At 33.4% G+C, this 23,216-nt stretch carries 24 protein-coding genes; 6 read left to right on the forward strand and 18 right to left on the reverse strand.

Features of this window, described 5'->3' with window-relative positions; translation table 11 throughout:
- Window positions 1-3: 3 nt before the first annotated feature.
- The 7 genes from MUA60_RS10045 to def all read right to left on the reverse strand — a co-directional run bounded on the left by MUA60_RS10045 (window position 4) and on the right by def (window position 7,880).
- Entirely contained in the window at window positions 4-1,200 is a 1,197-nt protein-coding gene (locus tag MUA60_RS10045) for a hypothetical protein (RefSeq protein ID WP_262648129.1), read from the reverse strand.
- Window positions 1,201-1,328: 128 nt separating this feature from the next.
- Window positions 1,329-3,320, reverse strand: a complete 1,992-nt coding sequence (gene pknB, locus MUA60_RS10050) for a Stk1 family PASTA domain-containing Ser/Thr kinase (RefSeq protein ID WP_262648130.1) — start codon at window positions 3,318-3,320, stop codon at window positions 1,329-1,331.
- Window positions 3,317-4,063, reverse strand: a complete 747-nt coding sequence (locus tag MUA60_RS10055) for a Stp1/IreP family PP2C-type Ser/Thr phosphatase (RefSeq protein WP_262650611.1) — start codon at window positions 4,061-4,063, stop codon at window positions 3,317-3,319. Before MUA60_RS10055 ends, pknB begins: the two co-directional genes overlap by 4 nt.
- A gap of 3 nt (window positions 4,064-4,066) precedes the next feature.
- Complete coding sequence (gene rlmN, locus MUA60_RS10060; protein ID WP_262648131.1) at window positions 4,067-5,158, reverse strand: dual-specificity RNA methyltransferase RlmN; 1,092 nt, start codon at window positions 5,156-5,158, stop codon at window positions 4,067-4,069.
- Window position 5,159: 1 nt separating this feature from the next.
- On the reverse strand, window positions 5,160-6,470 hold the full coding sequence (gene rsmB / locus MUA60_RS10065; protein WP_262648132.1) for a 16S rRNA (cytosine(967)-C(5))-methyltransferase RsmB: 1,311 nt from the start codon (window positions 6,468-6,470) through the stop codon (window positions 5,160-5,162).
- Complete coding sequence (fmt, locus tag MUA60_RS10070) at window positions 6,467-7,399, reverse strand: methionyl-tRNA formyltransferase (RefSeq protein WP_262648133.1); 933 nt, start codon at window positions 7,397-7,399, stop codon at window positions 6,467-6,469. The genes rsmB and fmt overlap by 4 nt, the downstream gene beginning before the upstream one ends.
- Window positions 7,392-7,880 carry a peptide deformylase gene (gene def / locus MUA60_RS10075; RefSeq protein ID WP_262648134.1) on the reverse strand — a complete coding sequence of 163 codons (489 nt, stop codon included), beginning with the start codon at window positions 7,878-7,880 and terminating at the stop codon, window positions 7,392-7,394. The genes fmt and def overlap by 8 nt, the downstream gene beginning before the upstream one ends.
- 163 nt (window positions 7,881-8,043) lie before the next feature.
- Between def and MUA60_RS10080 the strand changes: the two genes are divergently transcribed.
- From MUA60_RS10080 to MUA60_RS10100, 5 genes are all read left to right on the forward strand, one after another.
- Complete coding sequence (locus MUA60_RS10080) at window positions 8,044-8,631, forward strand: nuclease-related domain-containing protein (RefSeq protein WP_262648135.1); 588 nt, start codon at window positions 8,044-8,046, stop codon at window positions 8,629-8,631.
- Window positions 8,628-9,179 carry a helix-turn-helix domain-containing protein gene (locus MUA60_RS10085; RefSeq protein ID WP_025907016.1) on the forward strand — a complete coding sequence of 184 codons (552 nt, stop codon included), beginning with the start codon at window positions 8,628-8,630 and terminating at the stop codon, window positions 9,177-9,179. The genes MUA60_RS10080 and MUA60_RS10085 overlap by 4 nt, the downstream gene beginning before the upstream one ends.
- A complete protein-coding gene (locus MUA60_RS10090) occupies window positions 9,143-10,006 on the forward strand; it encodes an IS3 family transposase (RefSeq protein ID WP_262648075.1) in 864 nt (287 codons plus the stop codon). Before MUA60_RS10085 ends, MUA60_RS10090 begins: the two co-directional genes overlap by 37 nt.
- A 240-nt stretch (window positions 10,007-10,246) precedes the next feature.
- Window positions 10,247-10,399: a hypothetical protein gene (locus tag MUA60_RS10095; RefSeq protein WP_204196193.1), complete on the forward strand. Its 153-nt coding sequence runs from the start codon at window positions 10,247-10,249 to the stop codon at window positions 10,397-10,399.
- 367 nt (window positions 10,400-10,766) lie between these two features.
- Window positions 10,767-10,922, forward strand: coding sequence for a YrhK family protein (locus MUA60_RS10100; RefSeq protein WP_262650612.1), 156 nt, complete (start codon window positions 10,767-10,769; stop codon window positions 10,920-10,922).
- A gap of 61 nt (window positions 10,923-10,983) precedes the next feature.
- Here MUA60_RS10100 and priA read toward each other — a convergent pair whose 3' ends face one another.
- The 4 genes from priA to gmk all read right to left on the reverse strand — a co-directional run bounded on the left by priA (window position 10,984) and on the right by gmk (window position 15,580).
- Complete coding sequence (gene priA, locus MUA60_RS10105) at window positions 10,984-13,392, reverse strand: primosomal protein N' (protein WP_262648136.1); 2,409 nt, start codon at window positions 13,390-13,392, stop codon at window positions 10,984-10,986.
- On the reverse strand, window positions 13,389-14,591 hold the full coding sequence (gene coaBC, locus MUA60_RS10110; protein WP_262648137.1) for a bifunctional phosphopantothenoylcysteine decarboxylase/phosphopantothenate--cysteine ligase CoaBC: 1,203 nt from the start codon (window positions 14,589-14,591) through the stop codon (window positions 13,389-13,391). The genes priA and coaBC overlap by 4 nt, the downstream gene beginning before the upstream one ends.
- Window positions 14,592-14,756: 165 nt before the next feature.
- Window positions 14,757-14,957 carry a DNA-directed RNA polymerase subunit omega gene (gene rpoZ, locus MUA60_RS10115; protein WP_016911048.1) on the reverse strand — a complete coding sequence of 67 codons (201 nt, stop codon included), beginning with the start codon at window positions 14,955-14,957 and terminating at the stop codon, window positions 14,757-14,759.
- A complete protein-coding gene (gene gmk, locus MUA60_RS10120; protein WP_025904573.1) occupies window positions 14,957-15,580 on the reverse strand; it encodes a guanylate kinase in 624 nt (207 codons plus the stop codon). Before gmk ends, rpoZ begins: the two co-directional genes overlap by 1 nt.
- Before the next feature lie 173 nt (window positions 15,581-15,753).
- Here gmk and MUA60_RS10125 point away from each other — a divergent pair, with 173 nt between their 5' ends.
- A complete protein-coding gene (locus tag MUA60_RS10125; RefSeq protein ID WP_262648138.1) occupies window positions 15,754-17,445 on the forward strand; it encodes an Rqc2 family fibronectin-binding protein in 1,692 nt (563 codons plus the stop codon).
- 82 nt (window positions 17,446-17,527) lie between these two features.
- On the opposite strand, the gene MUA60_RS10130 is transcribed toward MUA60_RS10125, so the two are convergent.
- From MUA60_RS10130 to MUA60_RS10160, 7 genes are all read right to left on the reverse strand, one after another.
- Entirely contained in the window at window positions 17,528-17,938 is a 411-nt protein-coding gene (locus MUA60_RS10130) for a VOC family protein (RefSeq protein WP_262648139.1), read from the reverse strand.
- 243 nt (window positions 17,939-18,181) lie between these two features.
- Window positions 18,182-19,777: an SLC13 family permease gene (locus MUA60_RS10135; protein WP_394812722.1), complete on the reverse strand. Its 1,596-nt coding sequence runs from the start codon at window positions 19,775-19,777 to the stop codon at window positions 18,182-18,184.
- Between the two features lie 155 nt (window positions 19,778-19,932).
- Complete coding sequence (locus MUA60_RS10140; protein WP_262648140.1) at window positions 19,933-20,196, reverse strand: hypothetical protein; 264 nt, start codon at window positions 20,194-20,196, stop codon at window positions 19,933-19,935.
- 25 nt (window positions 20,197-20,221) lie between these two features.
- Complete coding sequence (pyrE, locus tag MUA60_RS10145) at window positions 20,222-20,830, reverse strand: orotate phosphoribosyltransferase (protein WP_262648141.1); 609 nt, start codon at window positions 20,828-20,830, stop codon at window positions 20,222-20,224.
- Window positions 20,831-20,835: 5 nt separating this feature from the next.
- Window positions 20,836-21,528: an orotidine-5'-phosphate decarboxylase gene (gene pyrF, locus MUA60_RS10150; RefSeq protein WP_262648142.1), complete on the reverse strand. Its 693-nt coding sequence runs from the start codon at window positions 21,526-21,528 to the stop codon at window positions 20,836-20,838.
- A 1-nt stretch (window position 21,529) separates the two neighbouring features.
- A complete protein-coding gene (locus tag MUA60_RS10155) occupies window positions 21,530-22,456 on the reverse strand; it encodes a dihydroorotate dehydrogenase (RefSeq protein WP_262648143.1) in 927 nt (308 codons plus the stop codon).
- A complete protein-coding gene (locus tag MUA60_RS10160) occupies window positions 22,453-23,211 on the reverse strand; it encodes a dihydroorotate dehydrogenase electron transfer subunit (RefSeq protein ID WP_107565511.1) in 759 nt (252 codons plus the stop codon). Before MUA60_RS10160 ends, MUA60_RS10155 begins: the two co-directional genes overlap by 4 nt.
- Between the last annotated feature and the right edge of the window lie 5 nt (window positions 23,212-23,216).

Genomic DNA, 23,216 nt, shown 5'->3' on the forward strand with positions numbered 1-23,216 from the left:
CAATCAACTACTATTATCAATTGAAAATTTTATATCTTTGTCAACTAATGCATGCCTTTTTGACCACTCAATTAGCGTATCTGGATAAACGACATCATCTTGAATCGACTGACTTAGATTATCAACCGGAAAACTGAGTATAAATCGTTGATCAATAATTTCTTCAACAACATTAAAAAATGCTAAATTCCCACTCGTTGGTCTTCCGACAAGATTGACTATTCCCGATTTTGCTACTTTATAAACGAGCCATTCAGCAGCATAAGATGTATCTTTATCAATTAAAACCACAATTTCTTCAAATCGACTTAATCCGATAAAATCAATTTTATCATCATCAAAGAGTTTCCAATCACCAACAGGTTGATCCAAAATATTTTGATAAAAAGCTTGTTCATTCATTTCACTGCACGCTTTATACAAACGTTCTAATTTTTGTTTAAATAACGTCTTATGACGCTCTCGTTCAACCTTTATATGTGTGTCTCGCGTTAATATTGTTTCTTGATTACCAATCTCATAAAAATAAGGTATAAGAAACTCCGCTATACTTAAATTTTTAAATTGTGCATTCCTAAAATCAAAAATGACTTTTTTAGATGATTCTTGAATTTTGGATAATTTGTATAACGCTTCAACAGCTTGTTCAAAACGAATATCTCCGTTAAATTCTAATATTGGCACATCATCCTTAACAGTCACATCAATCGTATGTTCTGTACTCACTGGATAATGTCTCAATTCAAAACGATAAGTTTGATTCGCTCTTTTTACTTCTACTTCATTTTGGAAAGTTAAAATATGTCCCCATTCTTCCCTATGGTAAGGTTCATCTTTTAATAAACGATGATATCTCATTCTACAATATTCAATAGAATCCCCTGATAACTGTGTAATTTCATCACCAACAACAAAGCGTATATCATCTAGCACTTCTGTAACAACTAAAGCATCTTTAGTAGCCCTCACCTTAATCCCCACTTGCTTGTCAGGAACTTTCAATGCCTTAATAAACGTACTCAACAAACCTATATCATAGAAGAAATTATTCATAACTTCTATAAAGACTTGATCAGTCAGATGAGATGAGGTCACAATATTTTTATACTCTTCATAAATAGCGTGCTTTTGATCAGCATCTACAATAGCATGTTCTGTTTGACGATATACATATTCATATAAAGACACATAAGGAAGCATATTTTTCACCCCAGACTCATTTTCTAAATTTTACTAAGAACTAAGCATTAAATCAATAGTGTATAAAAATAGAGACTGAAACACTGTTTAATGTTTCAGTCTCTCAAATATCTATATACTATATATTTTTAGAAATCATCGTAATCAATTGTGTTACTTTCAATCTCTTTACCATCAACTTCAACACGATATTCAGCTGATTCGCCTTTTGGAATCGTGAAATTAATGCTTCTTGTTGTATCTTTTTTAATCGTAAAGGAATCTGCAACTTTTTTGATATCATTTGATTTATCTTTTACAAAGATTTCTACTTTCTGACCTTTTTTACTATCAGATCCTGTAAATGGTATATAAACGGATTGTGTATATGTTTTATCTCTTGCGTTATCATCGTTGTCATCTTTTTTACCTTTGTCATCTGATTTATCTGAGTCAGCGTCTTTATCTTCACCTTTAGATACATCAAAGTAAATCGTTGATTCGACTGGCAATTGTCCATCTTTAAATGATTGTTTGACGATTGTATCTGCTGGTTCATCACTTTCAACTTCAGATTGTTCTACTTTAAATCCAAGCGCTTCAAGCTCAGATGTTGCTTTACTGATTTCTTCACCCGTATAATCTTTAACGTATTCTTGTTTCACGCCGATTGATTTTGTCAAAATAATCATCGTATCTTTAGGTACGACTTTAGAACCTGGTTCGATATTTTGATTAATTACTGTACCATTCGCCGCTTTATCATACTGTTCTTTTATACGGACAGATTCAAAGCCTTGTTTTTCTAATTGCTTTTTCGTTTTGTCTGCTGATTTCCCAACATAATCTTCTACGGTAAACGTCTTAACACCTTGAGATATCACTAAATCAACTTTAGTCATCTCTTTAACTTTACTACCTACTTTAGGTGTTACTTTCATAACTTCGCCTTCTTTAAAGCTATTACTATAGGCTTCTGTTATTTTGCCTTTACTTAAACCTTTTTCATCTATTAAAGCTAAGGCTTCACCACGTGATTTTCCTAATAAGTTAGGCACATCTACATATTTAGGTGCTGTTAAGGCAAAACCGATTGCACCTACTAACATACATAATAGTAAAATAGGCACAAAAACGATTAACCATTTATTTCGTTTACGTTTAGGCTTATTTGTTTCCGTATTTTGTTGTTGAGCATTAGCATTTTGTTGCGTCGTTGCAATTGGAACAGTCTTAGTATCACTTTCTTCTTCATCTGCTTTTATAACGGGCATTGTTTTAGTATCTGAATCAGAATCATACCTAGGTAATTCATCTTTACGTTCATCATCCAATGCTGTTAAAAGGTCATAATACATTTCATTTGTATCACGGTACCTGAGTGATTTTTCTTTACGTGTTGCTTTCATAATGACATTTTCTATACTTTGAGGTATAGATGGTCGTTCTTTTCTAATAGATGGCAACTCTTCTTGAATATGTTTAATGGCTACACTTACAGGCGTTTCCCCATTAAATGGTGGGTGTCCTGTTAATAATTCATACAATACAATACCAATAGAATAAATATCTGATGATTCATCTGTTGATTGACCTTTAGCTTGTTCAGGCGATAAATATTGAACAGAACCCATAACATGATTCGTTTCTGTTAGAGCTGTTTCACTTAATGCCCTTGCGATACCAAAGTCTAATATTTTTAACGTCCCATTTTTAGTCATGAGAATGTTTTGCGGTTTAATATCTCGATGAATAATTCGATGATGGTGTGCATGTGCGATACCTTTTAAGATTTGAAGCGTCATTTCAACCGCTTCATCTGCAGATAACTTACCTTCTTTACATAGATATTCCTTTAATGTTGGTCCTTCTATATATTCCATAACAAGGTAGTAACAATTATCATCTTCTTCTACATCCAGTACATTCACAACGTTACTATGACTTAAAATCGTCGTATTTTGAACTTCTCGTTCGAAACGTTCAACGGCTTTTTCTTTTTCATAAGGCGGTATGTTGATTACTTTCACTGCTACATCACGGTTCAAGATCTTATCTTTCGCTAAATAGACGTTACTCATACCACCGCCACCAAGATACTTCACAAATTCATAGCGACCGGCGATTATGCGACCTATCATATTTTTCCACCTTCAAATGGATATAATATTAACGAGATATTATCTTTACCTTCGACTTCGATTGTTTCTTCGATAAGTGTTTCACCAATATCATCAACCATACCTTTATGAGACATCACAATTTGTTGAACGTCATCTTCATGTAAATAATCTGTTAAACCATCTGAATTTAAAAGTAAATAATCATAAAATTTTGTATTGTAGTAAAAAATATCTGGGTTAACGCGTTTATCTGTTCCCATAACTTTTGTAATAATGTTTCTTTGAGGATGCGTGAAAGCCTCTTCTTTCGTAATTTCTCCAATCGTAACAAGATGATTAACAAATGTATGATCATTTGTTAATTGCATCATTTCACGACTGTTCATCAAATAAGCACGTGAATCACCTATATTAGCTACAACGATGTCTTTTTCATAGACTAAAGCACAAACACAAGTTGTACCCATTCCTCTATACATATCATTGTTCATAGACTCGTTATATAATTGTCTGTTTATATCAGCTAAATTAGAGTGCAACCAATCTTCAGCATGATCATATTCAATATAATTTTCATCTTCGAATCTAGCTTTAAGTGAATCATTCACAAATTGACTTGCAACTTCACCAGCAGCATGTCCACCCATACCATCACAAATCACTAATAAAACTTGACCTGTTTGATTTGTATAGATACCACCTGCATCTTCATTTTGTTCTCGAAATTGACCGACATCTGTAAAAAACCGTGCTTCCATGATTTGTTACCTCATTTCTTCTTTTCGCTCTTTTGCTCTTAGTTGTCCACATGCAGCATCAATATCTGCACCTTGATTACGTCTTATTGTAGCATTTATCCCGTTTCTTTTTAATTCTTTTTCGAATTTAAAGATATCTTCTTTTGATGTTTTTACATAATCACGTTCTGGTACGTGGTTAACTGGAATTAAGTTCACGTGACAGTTTAAATGTTTAATTAATTTTGCCAATGCTTTTGCATGATGAACTTGGTCATTCACGCCTCCGAATAAACCATATTCAAATGTGATTCTTCTATTCGTTTTATTGACATAGTATTCAATAGCTTCCATTAATTTATCTAAATCATAAGCTCTATTAATAGGCATCAATCTAGAACGTGTTTCATTATCAGCTGCATGTAAACTTAATGCGAAGTTTATTTGTAGTGACTCATCAGCAAAATCATAAATTTTAGGGACAATACCTGATGTAGAAACTGTAATATGACGTGCACCGATGTTTAAACCTTTATCATGATTAATGATTTTTAAGAATCCCATCATTTCATCATAGTTCTCAAATGGTTCACCAATACCCATAATAACGACTTGGCTGACACGCTCATCCGTAGCATCTAAAGCTTTTTGAACTGTTAATACTTGCGCAACAATTTCACCCGCTTCAAGGTTACGTTTCAAACCACCGATTGATGAGGCACAGAACGTACAACCTATACGACAACCTACTTGAGTTGTCACACAAACTGAATTCCCATATTCATGTCTCATTAATACTGTTTCAATCGTGTATCCATCTTGTAATTCAAAAAGAAACTTGATTGTTCCATCTTTACTTTCTTGTTTAACAGCTACTTCTAATGTTGTAATTTCAAATGATTGAACAAGCTTTTCTCTCAATTCTTTTGAAAGATTTGTCATTTCGCTAAAAGCATCTACTCTTTTAACATATAACCAATCAAAAATTTGTTTAGCTCTAAACTTTGGTTCTGATTGATCGATCAACCAATCTTCTAATTCTACTAATTGTAATGAATATATTGAAGGTCTTTCGAAGTTTGGCATAAATTTATTGCGTTTTTTCTGTATAGCTGGCATATTAACTTTCCTTTCTCTTAATTTTAGTAATAAAGAAACCATCTGAATTATAATCTTGAGGTAGTAGCTGTAATGTTTTAGTTTCTTGATTTGTTCTCGGATCTATAAATGGTGCGAATTCAAACTCTGGATTTGCTTTTAAGAATGAATAAACAACATTTTCATTTTCCATTTGTTCAATTGTACAAGTTGAGTACACTAATTCTCCATTAGGTGCGAGAGATTTACTCGCATTTTCAAGGATTTCTAATTGTAAGTGCCATAATGATTCAACATCTTTTGATGTCTTGTCATATTTAATTTCAGGCTTTCTTCTCATGACACCAAATCCACTACATGGTGCATCTACAAGGATGTAATCATATGTTTGATCAAAAGGCTGAGTTGCATCGTGTACTGCTGCTGTTACATTTTTAAGTCTTAATTTTTTGATATTAAAATCAATTAAATCTATTTTATGTGGGTGAATGTCAAATGCATCAACATGACCTGTTTGATTCATGATTTCAGCGATATGACAAGTCTTACCACCTGGTGCACTACATGTATCTAATACTGTACTATTCGGTTTCGGATTCAAAATTTCTGCTACAAACATTGAACTCTTATCTTGTACTGATAATAAACCATCTTTAAATAGTCTATCATTTACAATAGCTTCACCTTTAACATGTAAACATCTATCTATGTCTTTATCTATTTCGACAGTATAACCATTACTTTCTAATCTTTCAACTGCATCTTCAACAGATATACGTGTTGTATTTACTCTTACTGTTGTATCTGGCGGTGTTAAACTTAGTAAACACATTTCTCTTGTCTTTTCATATCCAAAATGTGTAATCCAATGTTTCGTTAACCATAAAGGTACACTACTCTCTATTGAAAGTTTTTTATCATCATGTTTGATTTCGTCTAACGTTCTTAATGGAGTAGACATGAAATTTCTAAGAATTGCATTGATTGCTTTACTATTGTGTAAATCACCGCGTACTTTAGCAATATTGACAGCTTCATTGATAATCGCATGATTTGGAACTTTATCTAAATACACATATTGATATGCACTCATGATTAATAGACGTTTCATCCAACCTTTTAGCTTCGTCTTAATAAAAGGCTCAATTAAATATTCTAAAGTAATTTTTCTTTGTAAAGTACCATATACAAGTTCTGTTAATAATCCAACATCTTTTTTAGATACGGCTTCGTTTTTTATCGCTTCATTAAGTTGTAGATTACTATATGCTTCACCTGTTAGTACATCATCTAAAATCGTTAATGCAACGTTTCTTACATTGTTTTTCATCATATTAATTTAGTCCCATCAATTTTTGATTGTAATCCGCTTAAATAATCACGTGCTTGCACACGTTTTTTACCTGCTAATTGTATTTCAGTTAAAGCAACACCATCTTCACTACCTGTTGCTACTATAATAGCTGATTTAGTTGTTTCAACAATTTCTCCTGGATTACCTTTAACATTTCTTACAATTTCACTGCGCCACAATTTCATATTTTTATCATTCATCGTTGTATAAGCAACAGGCCAAGGTGATAACCCTCTAATATGGTTATGAATTGATTCAGCATCTTCTGTCCAGTCAATTCTTTCATCTTCTCTTGAAATATTAGAAGCAATACTTACAAGAGATTCATCTTGAGGAATGCTATCATTTGTTCCATTAAAAATAGTAGGTAAAGTTCGTTTCAATAATGCTGTACCGAGTACTGCTAATTGATCATGAACATCTCCTACTGTGTCGTTCTCTTTAATGTCGATTTCATCTTGGCTAATAATATTACCTGCATCTAATTTTTCTGCCATACACATAATTGTTACGCCTGTCTTCTTCTCACCATTCATAACTGCATAATGAATCGGAGCACCACCGCGATATTTAGGTAGTAATGAAGCATGCACATTGACAGCTTTATATTTTGGTGCATCTAATAATGATTTTGGTAATAGCTGTCCAAATGCAGCAGTTACGATTAAATCAGGTTGTAAATTAATAATCTCTTCTAATTCTGGTGAATGATTTAATTTTTCAGGTTGATATACTGGAATATTATGTTCGACTGCTACTTTTTTAACAGGAGGTGGTGTCAGTACTTTTTTTCTACCTACTGGACGATCAGGTTGAGTAACAACTGCAATCACTTCATGTTCTTCAATTAACATTTCAAGAATGCCTGTAGAAAAATCTGGTGTACCCATAAATACAATTTTACTCATCCTTATACATCTCCTCTAATTCTTCTTCGCTAATTTCTTTCGTCATCTTATCCGTGAATAATTCACCATATAAATGATCTACTTCATGTAAAATAATGCGTGCAATATCATCATACGCAGTTAGTTCAACTTCATTACCATTTAAATCATTACTTTTCACAACAATCATTTTACTTCTGTTCACTTCTCCAAAGACACCAGGTACGCTGAGACAACCTTCTACATCAGCTTCAGTTTCTTCAGATTGAGAAACAATCGTTGGATTGATTAGCTGCAAAATACCTTCTTGCTCCATATCAACAATCGCAACTTTAAGATCAACGCCAATTTGAGGTGCAGCTATACCCACCCCATCATTTTCAAACATTGTATCCTCTAAATCAGCAATTAATGTTTTTAAAGACTCATCAAAAGTCACAACATCTTTAACTTCTCTATTTAATATTGGATTTGGTACCGTAACAAGTGGTTTTACAGCCATATCTATCGCTCCTTTTTAAAAACTCATCGTATAATTATAACGTAAATCAATATAAAAAGCGACAGAGAAAATTCATCTACAGTCGCTTACATTGATTTGATAGAAATTTTTGAGTAAACGAAGTAAAATTGAATTACCAATAAATAACAGAAAGGAGTCCTATATGAACACATCCGATTACTATCAATATTTACTCTCACTTGAATCACGGAAGATTTTATCGAAAGATGAGAGGAACAATCTTCTCACTTATTACAACCGTAAAGAAGGCGAACGCTATTTCAAATCATTTTTAAACACGATATCAAACATCAGCTATATTTACGACTTCGAATTCGGTAATCAACATCATGTCCAAATTGATTATTTAGTCGCAACAGACAATACACTTTTCTTATTTGAAATTAAACATTATAGAGACGAGTGGCACTTCGAACAAGATTACTTAAAAAATAGTTACGGCATCACTACGAAATCCCCCATTAAGCAAATTCAATTTATAAAATCTGAATTAGAAAAATTACTGCATCAAAATGGTATACATATAGATATTCAGCCTTATATCATTTTTACGAATCCTCATTTTATACCCGTTGGAAACTGGCCACATAATCAGAATATCATATACTTCAATCAGTTAAATCAAATCAAAGAAATTTTACAATACCAATCATCAAAGTATAACCCCGCACGGTACTGCACCCCTAAAGTTAGAGTAAAAAAACTAACTTTAGGGGGTGTTTTAATATGACAAAATATAGTGATGAATTTAAGTTGAAAGTTGTAAGAGATTATCTAGATGGCCATTATGGTTATCGAAAATTAGCTAAAAAATATAATATACCTGATAAAATTATTATACGAACATGGGTAAAAGCCTTTCAATCATTCGGTGTAGATGGCATTAAAAAGAAACAGAAAAAGACAGTTTATTCTGTTACATTCAAAATAAATGTATTAAACTATATGAAAAGAACAGGCGATTCCTTCCAAGATACAGCGATTAAATTTGGCCTAAATACCCCATCTATTATTGTGCGATGGAAAAAGATATATGACAAAGAAGGTGTGGAAGGACTCGAAAAGCCGAAAGGACGACCTCCCATGAAAAAGAAGAAACAGAAGAAATCTAATCAAAACCTATCACGAGAAAAAGAGTTAGAGCTAGAAAATGAAAATCTTCGATTAGAGAATGCTTATTTAAAAAAGTTGAACGCTTTTCGAGAGAATCCGAGTGCCTTTCTAGAAAAGCACAAGCAGCAGTGGCATTCGAACTCAAAGAAGAAGGATTCAAATTAAAAGATATCTTAGTAAAGGTTGGTATACCAGAAGCAACCTATCATTACCATGCCAAACAATTACAAAAGGAAGATTTAGATAAAGGTTGGAAGAAAAAGATCATTGAACTTTTTCAAAAACACAACGGTAAATACGGCTATCGTCGTATATATTTAGCTTTGAGAAATCAAGGTTATCTCATTAACCATAAGAAAGTACAACGAATTATGCGAGAACTAGGATTAAAATGTCAAAAATTCACACGTAAATCACGCTATCAATCATACAAAGGTACAGTTGGTAAAGTGGCTGAAAATCGCTTGAATCGTAGATTCCATACATCTATTCGACTTCAAAAATTAGTGACAGATATCACTGAATTTAAATGTGCTGAAGAACAAAAATTATATCTCAGCCCTATTATGGATTTATACAATGGGGAAATCATTTCTTATGGTATATCCAGAAGACCAACATTAGACTTAGTACTTCAATCATTGGATAAAGCAGTTACAATCATTAAGCATGAAGCACCATATCGTACGACGATACATTCTGATCAAGGTTGGCATTATCAGCATAATGCATGGATTAGAAGATTATCGGAACAAAGGATTTATCAAAGTATGTCACGTAAAGCGACGTGTGCGGATAATGCTTCTATGGAGAATTTCTTTGGCATCATGAAGCAGGAAATGTATCATGGAGAAGAACTTGTTAACTATGAAACATTAAAAAGAAGAATTGAGGATTACATCTATTGGTATAACAATGAACGTTTGAAATTAAAATTGGCTGGACGAAGTTCAGTACAATACCGAACTCAATCCAGCCAATTAATAGCATAATGGAAACTCTAACTTTGGGGGGGTCACTACCCACTATTAAACTTTTTATTACAACACAAGAAAATTCACTCCACTTATTATCAAAAAGAAATCACACCATACTTCGATCTCAGTTTAGCAGGTATAAAATGCCCGAGCTGCAGAAAAATGCACACTATCAATATAGTAGAAAGTAAAATCTACTATAACTGCACGTACTGTCATAGTAAGATCAAATCCGAAGAAATCATTCTGTACAATTTGAAAGAACTCTATTATTTAAAAAGAGACGGCTTCACATTTGATGAAGCCATCCAGTGGTGTTATCCGGTGAAAGAATATACGATTGGTCGTGTTTGTAACAAGTATTTTAAATCAGCTAAGAAAAGAAATAGAAAATTCTTCCCTAAATAAACTAATGTGGTGTTCGTTATTTGCACTTTTAACAAGAACTGCTAATAACGGGGTCAGTATTTGCACCTTTAACCAGAACTGCTAATAACGGGGTCAGTATTTGCACCTTTGGCCAGATCTGCTAATAACGATGGTCTTATGAACACTTCTCGCCAAACTTGTTCATAACGGGCGCCTTATAAAATAAAACCTTCCCCCACATACATCAATTTCTTGAATTTAATCTATTTATTGATATTATCAACTTGAGGTGAGGATTATGCACACTAAAAATAAAAATGAATTGGAATTCACCATATTCAATATTGATGTTAAGGTTGTTACTTTTTATAAATTTCTATATCAAATTAACGATATCATTCTTGCGATGATATTTATAACGGGTAGTTTTCTATTTTTTAATGAATCAACTACTTTTGTAGGAACTGTTCTATTTGTAATTGGGAGTTTCCAAATGCTCATTCGTCCTTTGATTGCAATTTCAAGAGATATTCACATCAGCAAAATTAGAAAAGAGAACTAGATTTTGACCTCATCATATGAAAAACCCGTGAAATCTTCACATTTCACGGGTTTCTTTCTATTTACATCATCATCTGCGGATTAATATCTATTTCTAGTGATAGTTTATCTTTTAAGTATTGCTCGTGATAATAATCATCTAAATATTGTAAGGCTGTTAATAAATCTGGTTCGTTCTTAAATTTAATTAATATTTGGAATCGATGTCTATTATTAATTCGTGATAACGGGCTTGGTGATGGTCCTAATACAAAGGATTGTGTTGTAATGTGTTGCAACAATATGCCATGTATATGTTTGGATGCTTTTAATACTTTTTTAATATCTGTATGACTAATGGTCAAATTCACAAGATAATAATATGGTGGGTACTTACCAATCTGTCTAAATTTCATTTCTTTTTGATAAAAGGACATATAGTCATTGCTTGTGACATCTAAGATTGCGTAATGATCTGGATTATAAGTCTGAATCATGACTTCGCCTTGTTTCTCGTGTCGACCTGCTCTACCTGCAACTTGAGTCAGTAATTGGAATGTCTTTTCACTCGATCTGAAATCTGGCAAGTTTAGCATCGTATCTGCATTAAGAACGCCAACTAATGTAATATTTTCAAAGTCCAATCCTTTAGCAATCATTTGTGTCCCTAACAAAATATTAGCTTCTTGGTTCCCGAAAGCTGTTAATAATTTTTCGTGGGCACCTTTTTTCGAAGTGGTATCGACATCCATTCTAATAACTTTAGCGCGGTCGAATGTGTCGTATATAATTTCTTCGACTTTCTGGGTGCCAACACCCATTTGTCGTATATGTTCACTTTCACAACTTGGACATCTTTGAGGCATAGGCTCACTGTATCCACAGTAATGACATTTTAGATCATCATGTGTTTTGTGATATGTAAGCGAAATATCACAATTTGGACATTGCGGCACATGTCCACAATCTCTACATAATACAAATGATGAATGTCCTCTTCTATTTAAGAACAATACAATTTGTTCTCCTTTATCAATGCGATCTTGAATGGCTTTAGTCAGGTCATTAGAGAACATCGAACGATTACCTTCTTGAAGTTCTTCCCTCATATCAATAAGTTCAATTTCAGGCATTTTCTGTTGATTCACACGATCTGGTAATCCTAAATATTGATAAACATTTTTCTCTGCACGTGCAAAAGTTTCAAGACTTGGTGTAGCTGATCCTAATACGACTGGACATTTGTGATATTCACTTCTCCATATCGCAATTTCTCTTGCATGATACCGCGGATAATCTTCTTGCTTATAAGTCGCTTCATGCTCTTCGTCAATGATAATAAGACCTAATTTTTCAAATGGTGCAAACACACTTGACCTTGCACCTACTGAAACACTTGCTTTACCATCTCTTATTTTTTGCCATTCATCGTATTTTTCACCTTTAGATAAACCGGAATGTAACACAGCAACTTCATCACCAAAGCGTGCTTTAAATCGGTTAACCATTTGCGGTGTTAATGCAATTTCAGGCACAAGCATAATCGCCTGTTCCCCTTTTTTGAGTACATTCTCAATAGTTTGTAAATATACTTCTGTTTTTCCTGAACCGGTCACACCGTGTAAAAGAAACGTCTTCGATTCATTATTACGAACCGCTTCATCAATCTGTGTAAAAGCTTCATGTTGGGCTTCAGTCAACGCTTTATTATGTTCTTTTTCAAAAATACGATGTTCATACGGATCTCTATTCATAATGCCATCGTATTTTTCTAATATTTGATTTTTAACAAGCGTATTGATACTCGATTCTGAGAAACCTTCTTCTTTTAAAGTTCTGAGCATGACATCTTCTCGTCTATGTTCAATTAAATAGTTCATGACATCGAGTTGTTTTTCTTTTTTACTCAATGACATTAAAATCTCATCTAATCGATCAGTAGGGACGATTCTTACGCAAGTTATATATTTTCTTGTGAGTTGTTGACCTACAATTGTGTCTTTTATAATCGCGTCATTTTCTACAAAGTCTTCTAAAATAGAAACAATTTGAAGTTGTTGCGCTTGTTCAAATGTTAAAATACCTTCTTTATTAAAATAATTTAAATATTGTGCTGGAATCCCTTCTGGCTCAGCTATACAATATACTTTCTGATATTTTGCTTTGACAGCACTCGGTAACATAATTTCTAAAGCCGAGATACGTTTAACTAAGTGAAAGTTAGACATCCACTCACTCAGTTCAATGAGTTCCGCTGTTAACTCTGGTTTAAAATCTTTAACACGAATGATTGATTTTAATTTTGACTGATCAATGTCACTTGTTAATTCTTCACTTATGCCAATGACAAATCCTTGAATTTTACGTGGACCAAAAGGCACTTCAACTCTAACACCGACTTTGACGATATCTACAATATCTTGCGGAATTAAATAATCAAATATTTTGTCGACATTTTTAGCTGGAATATCTACGACTACATTTGCAATCAATCTTCCCACCTACTAGTAATTTCATTTAAAATTTTGATGGCAACTTGTTGTTTAGAAGCTTTAGCAATTGGTACTTTATCACCATTTGCAAAATACATATCTACTTCATTATCTGAAGACCTAAAGCCAATTGCCTCATTCGCAACGTGATTGGCAACAATGACGTCTGCATTTTTCTTTTTCAATTTACCCATTGCATATTCTTCGACATTATCTGTTTCAGCAGCAAATCCAACTAAATATTGCTTATCTTTATGTTCCCCTAAATATTTAAGGATGTCTGTCGTTCTTTTAAATGTAAGCTGTAAGTCGCCATCTTTCTTTTTCATTTTATGTTCAGAAGTTTCAACTGGTGTGTAATCAGCGACTGCTGCTGCTTTAATAATCATGTCCATTTCATTCATACGTGATTTAACAGCTTGGAACATATCTTCAGCACTTGTTACTTGAACAAATTCTACGCCAACAGGTTGCGTTAAATTTGTCTCTCCACTTACTAACGTAACGTTCGCCCCTAAATCTCTTGCAGCTTCAGCTAATGCATAGCCCATTTTTCCACTTGAACGATTTGTAAAATAGCGTACAGCATCTACTTTTTCAACTGTTGGTCCAGCAGTTACAAGTACGTTTTTACCTTTTAAAGCAAATGTTTGTGGTTGTGCTTGTTCTTTAAAATAATCATCAATAATTGTCAAAATAGTAATCGGTTCTTCCATTCTACCTCTTGCAACATAACCACAAGCTAAATAACCTTCCCCAGGCGCGATGAATTTATAACCATAATTTCTTAAACGAGACATATTTTCAACGGTAGAAGGATGTTCAAGCATATGAACATTCATTGCTGGTGCGATAAAAACAGGAGCAGTCGTAGCGAGTAATGTTGAAATCACCATGTTATCTGCTAAGCCATTCGCTAATTTACTAATTGTATTAGCTGTTGCAGGCGCAACAATGACTGCATCAGCCCAGTCAGCTAACGTAATATGTTGAATTTCACTGACATCTTTTTCGTCAAAAGTATCTGTATAAACGTGATTGCGACTGATAGCTTGAAATGCCAATGGTGTCACAAACTGTTTCGCATGTTCAGTTAACATGACGCGCACTTGATAGCCGCTTTGTGTTAATTGGCTCGTTAAATCTATAGCTTTATAGGCAGCTATTCCCCCAGTTACAGCTAGAAGTATATTCTTCATTTGTGTACTCCTCCGATTAATTCGATTGTTAAACTTTATACTTATTATACATTCTTTAAAAAAGACTGTCATGAATCTAAATTACAATATACATATTCAATAAAAAGACCTTTCATGTATGGATTGGTCGTCCAAACATAAAAGGTCTTTCGTTAATTCAAATGATTAGTCTTCTAATTTAGCATATACTTTATGAGCTGCTATTTCTTCTAGTGCTTGACCTACATTTTTTAGTGAACGATATTCATCTAATAATAAACTGTCAGGGTGTTCTTGTAATTCACGTGCTCTCTTAGCTGCAGTAGTTACAACTAAATATTTAGAATTGATGCTGTCTTTTAATTCGTTTTGTGGTGGGTATAACATTATTTTTTTGCCTCCAATATCATTTTTCTGTAACGTGCTTCAACACGTTCTCTTTTTAAGTGTTCAGCTTCTACGATGGCTTGAATACGCTCTTTCGCTAATTCAACTTCATCGTTTACAACAACATAATCGTAAAGGTTCATCATTTCAACTTCTTTACGCGCTTCAAGAATTCGGTTCTGGATGATTTCATCTGATTCAGTTCCGCGACCGACAAGTCTTTCTTTTAAATGTTCAAGACTTGGTGGTGCTAAGAAAATAAATAATGCTTCAGGGAATTTCTTTCTAACCTGTTTCGCACCTTCTACTTCTATTTCTAAAAATACATCATAACCGTTATCCATCGTATCTCTTACGTATTGTACTGGCGTACCATAGTAATTACCAACATACTCAGCATACTCTATAAATTGGTCATCAGCAATTAAAGCTTCAAATTCTTCTCTTGATTTAAAGAAATAATCTACGCCATCCGTTTCGCCTTCACGCATGTTTCGAGTAGTCATAGAGATAGAATATTTAAAATCCGTACTCGGATCATCAAATATTGATTTACGTACTGTTCCTTTACCAACTCCAGATGGGCCAGAGAGCACTATCAGTAACCCTTTTTCTATGTTCATGTCAAACGACCTTTCCTAATGAATACTAACGATTTATTATCATTTTGTTTTTTTATATCTTACCATATTTCAATTCTATATGGCTAGAGACGTTTAAAGATTAAACAGAATTATACTCATTTAATCCCTTACATGTTACAATAAATTGACTTTTGATAAAGGTGTGAATGCAAATGGCTTTTGATGGCTTATTTACTAGAAAGATCGTTGAAGATATACAATCGCTTGTAACTGGGCGAATTCATAAAATTACTGAACCTAGTAATGACACAATTATATTAACAATTCGAAGTGAACGAAAAAATAAACAATTACTATTATCAACACATGCAAATTTCAGCCGTTTTCACTTAACTGCTGAAAAATTTGATAATCCTTTCGATCCACCGATGTTTCTTAGAGTACTACGTAAACATTTAGATGGCGGCATTATTCAAAGTATTACTCAAATTGGTAATGACCGATTAGTAGAGATCGATGTTCATTCTAGAGATGAAATTGGTGATTTAAGAAAACGAACAATTGTATTAGAAATTATGGGTAGACATAGTAATATCATTTTAATAGATGGCGACCGTAAAATTATCGACGGCTTTAAACATCATACGCCTAATACTAATACTGCTCGTACAATTATGCCAGGTTTCAAATATGAATATCCACCTACTGTTAAGAAATTAAATCCTTTCGAAGTAGACGATATCAATAAATATATTGATTTTAATTCGGGTAAAATTGACCGACAGCTCCTTCAACAATTTGAAGGTTTTAGTCCACTTATAACGAAAGAGATTACATCTAGACGACCATTTATGAATCAAGAAACTTTAGTGGAAGCTTTTAATGAAGTAATGGATGAAGTTCAACAATCACCTAATCCTGTTATTTACAGTGATGATTCGACTGGCAAAGAAATTTTCTACTTTATGCCGTTACATTCTTATGGAAATGACTATATGTCTTTTGATAATTTACATGAATGTTTAGATAGATTTTATGAATCACGTGGTGAAAGAGAGCGCGTTAAGCAACGTGCATTAGATTTAGTTAAAATAGTCGACCAACATCTTCAAAAAAATCGTCATAAACTAGAGAAATTAATTAATGAGCGAGAAGCGGCTCGTAACAAAGATGAGCAACAATTATTTGGAGAATTAATAACGGCGAATATGTATCAAATTAAACAAGGTGACAAATCGTTAGAAACTATTAATTATTATAACAATGAGCCTATTACGATACCTTTAAATCCAACGAAATCACCGTCAATGAATGCACAATATTATTACAAACAATATAACAGACTTAAGACACGTGAAATAGAATTAGATAAACAAATCAAATTGACACAATCTAACATTTTATATTTTGAGTCATTAGAACAACAACTTGCCCATATTTCTGTTGATGATATTGATGACATTAGAGAAGAATTAGAAGAACAAGGTTTTGTGAAGAAACGTAAAAATAAGAAAAAGAAAAATTCTAACAAAATTACGTTAACGACATTTATTTCTACAGATGGTCAAACGATTTTATTAGGTAAAAATAATAAACAAAACGATTACTTAACACATCGTGTCGCTAGAAAAAATCAATTATGGTTCCATACGAAAGATATTCCAGGTTCACATGTTGTGATACAAGAAGATGAACCAACGCAAAAAACAATCGAAGAAGCGGCAATGATTGCTGGGTATTATTCTAAAGCAAGTCAATCAGGTCAAATCCCAGTTGACTACACTGCTATAAAGAACGTCCATAAACCGAGTGGTGCTAAACCAGGATTTGTCACTTACGACAGTCAAACAACACTCTATGTCACGACTGATTATGACGACATTAAAAAATTACTTAAAAAATAACAAAAACTTTCATAACTTGATTGGCCAGAAATCATTTTCAAAGCCTTTTCAGTTATGAAAGTTTTACTTTTATATATTGTATTTATGACTGTTGTTCAGGTAAAGCAAGTTGGAAATTCACGCCAAATTTATCTTGAACCCATGCAAACTCTCTAAATGTTGGTGGTAATTCTGTTTTCGGCATGAGAATCGCACCACCAGATTTAAGTTTAGAATATAAATGTTCCATTTCCATTGCTGATTCATACGTTACATATAATGACATTGCTGGATTCATCTCAATTTCAACGCCATTTGTTTGATCGATTCCCATAAATATTTGTCCATTTATTTTAAATATAGAATGTTGAACAGTCCCAGGTTCACCAGGTCCTTCTTCACCATACTTAACCATTGTTAAAATTTCACTATCTTTAAAAATAGACGTATAAAAATTAATCGCTTCTTCAGCTTCACCGTTAAACATTAAAAATGTCGTAATTTTTGGTATCATTGAATAAACACTCCATCAACAGATTTTAATCATTTTTTAATTGGTATATAATTTAGTATAATCTTATTAAGCGTTAAAGACAAAGGAGAGATATTATGTCACTTTCATTATTGTTACCGATCGTCATTATGTTAGCCATTATCATTGTCGGATATATATTTATCAAACTATTTATGGATTAAAATACAATATAAAGAAATGCTTGGATCGTCGTCCAAGCATTTCTTTTTGATTACAATTCAATTATTTACTTGCTACTAAATCTATTCCAAATAACCAAGGAACCATGAACCATACAAATCCGACGATAATTACACAGCTGATTAAGTTTAACCAAAATCCGGTTGTCGCCATTTCTCGTATAGTTACTTTGTCTGTACCAAATACAATCGCATTTGGTGGTGTACCGACTGGTAACATAAATGCACAGTTTGCAGCCATTGCTGCTGGAATCATTAACGCTAGTGGATGCACATGAATACCTACTGCAATTGTAGCTAAAATTGGTAAAATCATTGTAGCTGTTGCAGTATTAGATGTAATTTCTGTTAAGAATAATACTAACAGCGTAACAATTCCTATAATTAAGATGATATTCACGCCATCTAATCCTGAAATTTGTTTACCCATCCATTTATCTAATCCACTTTCTGTAATGGCAGAAGCTACTGCTAAACCACCACCAAATAGCAATAAAATGCCCCATGGTAAATCTTTAGCAATTGACCAATCAAGAATTCTAGCAAATTTGCGTCTTGCTGGAATTAAGAAAAGTATAACAGCAATAAACATTGAAATTGTGCCATCTTTAACTAATTCTGTAAAAGGTAATTGTGCTAATAAAAATTCTCTAGATACCCATAAAAATGCAGCTAAACAGAATAATGTGAATACAACTTTTTCTTCATAAGTCGTCTTACCTAAAGCTTCTAATTCTCTCGTAATGATTGCTTTCCCACCTGGAAGTTCTTTCATGTCATGTTTAAATACTACGAAATTTAAATATGCCCAAGTTATCGCGAGTATGATAATAACTGTAGGTACACCCATAACCATCCATTGACCAAATCCAATTTCTTCTCCGAAAATCTTTTCGTATTGACCTTTCAAAATAATAAGAGGTGGTGTCCCTATTAAAGTACCTAACCCTCCAATTGTACCTGCATAACCGATACCAAGTACGAGTGATTTTTCAAATTGTGATAAATTGTGACTGTCATTGCCTTCAGCTGTTAATTCATTTACTTCTTTAATAATTGCCATACCGATTGGAATCATAATCATAACGGCTGCTGTGTTTGAAACAAACATCGATAAAGCACCCGTGGCAATCATAAACCCTAATAAAATTCTACCTGTACTCGTACCAATACTTTTAATAATGACGAGTGCAATTCTTGTATGTAAATTCCATCTTTCCATCGCAACTGCAATAATGAAACCACCTAAGAATAGGAATACAATATCATCTCCATATGCACTTGAAACAGTCGCGCTATCCATAATTCCGCCTAACGGGAAAAGGAATAAAGGCATTAAACTTGTTGCTGGAATTGGTATAGCTTCAGTAATCCACCATACGGCAATCCATAAAGTGGCAGCCATAACGTAGACACCATTTTGACTCAGTCCATCTGCTTTGAAAAATAATAACACAACTAAAAATAGTAATGGACCTAATATTAAACCGATAAGTTGTGCGGTATTGTATGATTTCAATTCAGGATCTGGTTTATTTTGATTTTTTAACGCATCCGTTGAAAAGAACTTTAACATTTCTTTCGTACGTCCACTTTCTTTCCAAAGTTGATTCGTAAACTTATTATCATGTTTATTCATAAATTTCGCCCCCTTTAAAAGTGTATACGTTTACATTTTAACAAAGGACATGCACAATTCATACAACTTTCTGAATATTCATACTCACATTTTAAAAAACTGCTAAATAATTGAATATCAATTACTTAGCAGTTTTTAGTTTACTTTTCTTCATGTTAATCATCAAAGAATCCTTTTTCTTCTAATTCTTTTTTGATACTTTTAAATATGTTTTTGTCGCCTAAATCATATCTTCTCTGTCTATTCACGTTTGTGTTATTCGAATAACCAGTACGTTCGTACATATTTTCATCTCTTACTTCATAATGATTAAAGTCAGGTTTCGCATTAGAATCTTTTTTAAGAAAATCATTAATATGTCCCCATTTTTTTATCTGCTCTTGTTCTTCTGCAGCAGATAATTTATGTTGGCTTTCCATAAAGACCCCCCTTATCTTGACTTTATTATAAAGTATCTTTCCAAGCTTTTAAAGTTTTTATATCTTTATTTTCGATATAACCTTCTTTTTCAGCTACTGAAATCAACTCATCATAATTAGATAAAGTATAGAATGGAACATCGATTGCTTTGAAAGCTTCTTCTGCTTTGTTAATACCATATGTAAAGATTGCAAATACCCCTAATACTTCTGCACCATCTTCAATTAAAGCTTCAACAGCATTAATTGATGAACCACCTGTTGAAATTAAATCTTCAATTACAACTACTTTTTTCCCTTTGCTTAAAGCACCTTCGATTTGATTACCTTTACCATGACCTTTGCTTTTAGATCTCACATAGCTCATGGGTAATTTTAGTTGATCCGCAACAAATGCTGCATGCGGAATACCTGCTGTTGCCGTACCAGAAATAATTTCAGCATCTTGAGCATGTTCTTTAATCAATTCAATTAAACCTTGATAAATACTTTCTCTAATTTCAGGATATGCTAATGTTACTCTATTATCACAATAAATCGGTGATTTAATACCTGAACTCCATGTATATGGATCGTCAGGTGAAAGTGTTACAGCTTTAATTTCTAATAATGATTGTGCGATATTTTGAGTCATATGAATTATCCTTCCCATCTTTGTAATATTTCGTGATATCTTGCTACTGGATCTTCATGTTGCGTAATTGAACGACCCACTACTATATGTGTTGAGCCTAATTTTTTAGCATCTTCTGGTGTTGTCACACGTTGTTGATCATGTGTCTTATCAGATTCTAAACGTATACCTGGTGTTACTTTCAAGAAAGTTTCGCCGATATGTTCTTGAATTAAAGTAGATTCTAATGGTGAACAAACGACACCATCAAGTCCTGATTCATGTGCCATTTTTGCATAGTGCACGACTGATTCATTGATGGATGATTGAATATTTTGTTCATCTTTCATTTGTTGTTCTGTAGTAGAAGTTAACTGAGTTACAGCTATTAACTTAGCATTAAAATTTGTCTCACGTAAGCCTTCAAGTCCAGCAGCCATCATATTTTTACCACCTGCTGCATGTACATTGATTAAGTCGATATTGAGTTTGCCTAATCCTTTTAATGCCCCTTGAACCGTGTTTGGAATGTCATGTAACTTTAAATCTAAAAAGATATCATGACCTCTTTCTTTAATTCGGTTGATCGTATCTGGACCATTTTGCAAATAAAGTTCCATACCTACTTTTACAAATAGGGATTCATTAAATAAATCTAAAAATTGATCAACTTCCTCTAGAGTTGCAAAGTCTAATGCAATTATTGGTGTATTCTTCATGTTATTTGACAACTCCTTGTTGGTTATAAGTTCTACCTTTAAGTTCTGTAATATGTTCAACATCTAATTTATCGAGTAATGTAGGTAATTCATCAATAATATCTTTACATACTGTTGGATTTTCAAAGTTTGCTGTTCCAACTGCTACAGCATCAGCACCAACTGAAATGAAATCAATGACATCTTGAGCCGTTCTCACGCCACCCATTGCGATAATTGGAATATCAACATGTTGACTGACTTCATATACCATTCTTAATGCAACTGGCTTGATTGCTGGACCACTTACTCCGCCTATAACATTGCTTATGATTGGCTTTCCAGTCTTCGCATCAATTCTTAATCCTACTAAAGTGTTGATCATCGTAATACCATCTGCGTATTCTGCAATAGCTTTCGCCATTTCTACAATGTTTGTTACATTAGGAGATAACTTTACATACACTGGCACTTCTGAAACAGCTTTTACTTTTCTCGTTAGTTCTTTAGCCACTTCAGGTACAGTACCGAATTGAATCCCACCTTCTTTAACATTAGGACATGAAATATTCAATTCTAGTGCATGAACATTTGATTCTTGTGAGATATGTTTGGCTACGTAAACATATTCTTCTTCAGTAGATCCTGCTACATTAGCAATAATGGGTACATCATATTGTTCAAGGTATTTCAATTCATGTTCCATTATATGGTGAACACCTGGATTTTGAAGGCCAATCGCATTAATCATACCACTTGCCGTTTCAGCGACACGTGGCGCTTCATTACCATATCTTGCAAATTGAGTTGCTGCTTTAATCATGATTGCACCTAGTTCTGATAAATCATAAAACTGACTGAATTCTTTTCCGAAAGCGAAGCATCCACTTGCTGGCATGATTGGATTTTTCAAATTTAATCCTGGTAGCGAAATATTTAATCGACTCATATGATGACAGCTCCTTTTTCAAATACGGGACCGTCTGTACAAACTTTGACATAACCCGCTTCATTATCCGTATGACATACACATGCATAGCAAGCACCGATGCCACAACCCATACGTTCTTCAAGTGAAATATAACCTTTCACATCACTTAGTTGAAGTGTTAATGCTTTCAACATTGCTTTTGGTCCACAGCTGTAAAAAATATCGAAGGGTGTGTCTAAATTTTCAATAACAGTTGTAACAAATCCTTTAGTACCAAGCGTTCCATCTGCAGTTGCAACATACGTATCACCTAGTGCACTAAATTCGTCTATATAAAATGCATCTTTAGCACTTTGAAAACCTAATACGTGAATCGTCTTGATACCTCTAGCATTGAGTTGTTTTGACAATTCGTACATAGGTGGCACGCCAATACCACCTCCGACTAATAAGGCAGTATTTTGCGCTTCATCAACTGGGAATCCGTTCCCTAAAGGTGCAATTACATCTATTGGGTCACCTTGTTTTAATTGTGAAATCAATTCTGTACCGTGTCCTTCTCTTCTAAAAAGCATTGTAAATGTGTCTTCTTCACGGTTCACTTCACAAATCGAAATTGGTCTTCTCAACATATGTTCAGTTCCTGTACCAGCTTTAATATGAACAAACTGTCCAGGTTTTTTCATATTTTTCGTAAGATTTCCACGTACTTTTAATTCAAAAATTGCGTCTGCTATTTGATTATTTGATACAACTGTCATTATCTCGGACATTATAA

The organism is Mammaliicoccus sciuri, assembly GCF_025561425.1.
Classification (GTDB): Bacteria; Bacillota; Bacilli; order Staphylococcales; family Staphylococcaceae; genus Mammaliicoccus; species Mammaliicoccus sciuri_A.

Excerpts from the sequence above, each read along its gene's own strand:
- MUA60_RS10045 (WP_262648129.1), bottom strand. The coding sequence starts at position 1,200 with ATGCTTCCTTATGTGTCTTTATATGAATATGTATATCGTCAAACAGAA.
- pknB (WP_262648130.1), bottom strand. The coding sequence starts at position 3,320 with ATGATAGGTCGCATAATCGCCGGTCGCTATGAATTTGTGAAGTATCTT.
- rlmN (WP_262648131.1), bottom strand. The coding sequence starts at position 5,158 with ATGCCAGCTATACAGAAAAAACGCAATAAATTTATGCCAAACTTCGAA.
- rsmB (WP_262648132.1), bottom strand. The coding sequence starts at position 6,470 with ATGATGAAAAACAATGTAAGAAACGTTGCATTAACGATTTTAGATGAT.
- fmt (WP_262648133.1), bottom strand. The coding sequence starts at position 7,399 with ATGAGTAAAATTGTATTTATGGGTACACCAGATTTTTCTACAGGCATT.
- def (WP_262648134.1), bottom strand. The coding sequence starts at position 7,880 with ATGGCTGTAAAACCACTTGTTACGGTACCAAATCCAATATTAAATAGA.
- MUA60_RS10080 (WP_262648135.1), top strand. The coding sequence starts at position 8,044 with ATGAACACATCCGATTACTATCAATATTTACTCTCACTTGAATCACGG.
- MUA60_RS10085 (WP_025907016.1), top strand. The coding sequence starts at position 8,628 with ATGACAAAATATAGTGATGAATTTAAGTTGAAAGTTGTAAGAGATTAT.
- MUA60_RS10100 (WP_262650612.1), top strand. The coding sequence starts at position 10,767 with ATGATATTTATAACGGGTAGTTTTCTATTTTTTAATGAATCAACTACT.
- coaBC (WP_262648137.1), bottom strand. The coding sequence starts at position 14,591 with ATGAAGAATATACTTCTAGCTGTAACTGGGGGAATAGCTGCCTATAAA.
- rpoZ (WP_016911048.1), bottom strand. The coding sequence starts at position 14,957 with ATGTTATACCCACCACAAAACGAATTAAAAGACAGCATCAATTCTAAA.
- gmk (WP_025904573.1), bottom strand. The coding sequence starts at position 15,580 with ATGAACATAGAAAAAGGGTTACTGATAGTGCTCTCTGGCCCATCTGGA.
- MUA60_RS10125 (WP_262648138.1), top strand. The coding sequence starts at position 15,754 with ATGGCTTTTGATGGCTTATTTACTAGAAAGATCGTTGAAGATATACAA.
- MUA60_RS10130 (WP_262648139.1), bottom strand. The coding sequence starts at position 17,938 with ATGATACCAAAAATTACGACATTTTTAATGTTTAACGGTGAAGCTGAA.
- MUA60_RS10135 (WP_394812722.1), bottom strand. The coding sequence starts at position 19,777 with ATGAATAAACATGATAATAAGTTTACGAATCAACTTTGGAAAGAAAGT.
- MUA60_RS10140 (WP_262648140.1), bottom strand. The coding sequence starts at position 20,196 with ATGGAAAGCCAACATAAATTATCTGCTGCAGAAGAACAAGAGCAGATA.
- pyrE (WP_262648141.1), bottom strand. The coding sequence starts at position 20,830 with ATGACTCAAAATATCGCACAATCATTATTAGAAATTAAAGCTGTAACA.
- pyrF (WP_262648142.1), bottom strand. The coding sequence starts at position 21,528 with ATGAAGAATACACCAATAATTGCATTAGACTTTGCAACTCTAGAGGAA.
- MUA60_RS10155 (WP_262648143.1), bottom strand. The coding sequence starts at position 22,456 with ATGAGTCGATTAAATATTTCGCTACCAGGATTAAATTTGAAAAATCCA.
- MUA60_RS10160 (WP_107565511.1), bottom strand. The coding sequence starts at position 23,211 with ATGTCCGAGATAATGACAGTTGTATCAAATAATCAAATAGCAGACGCA.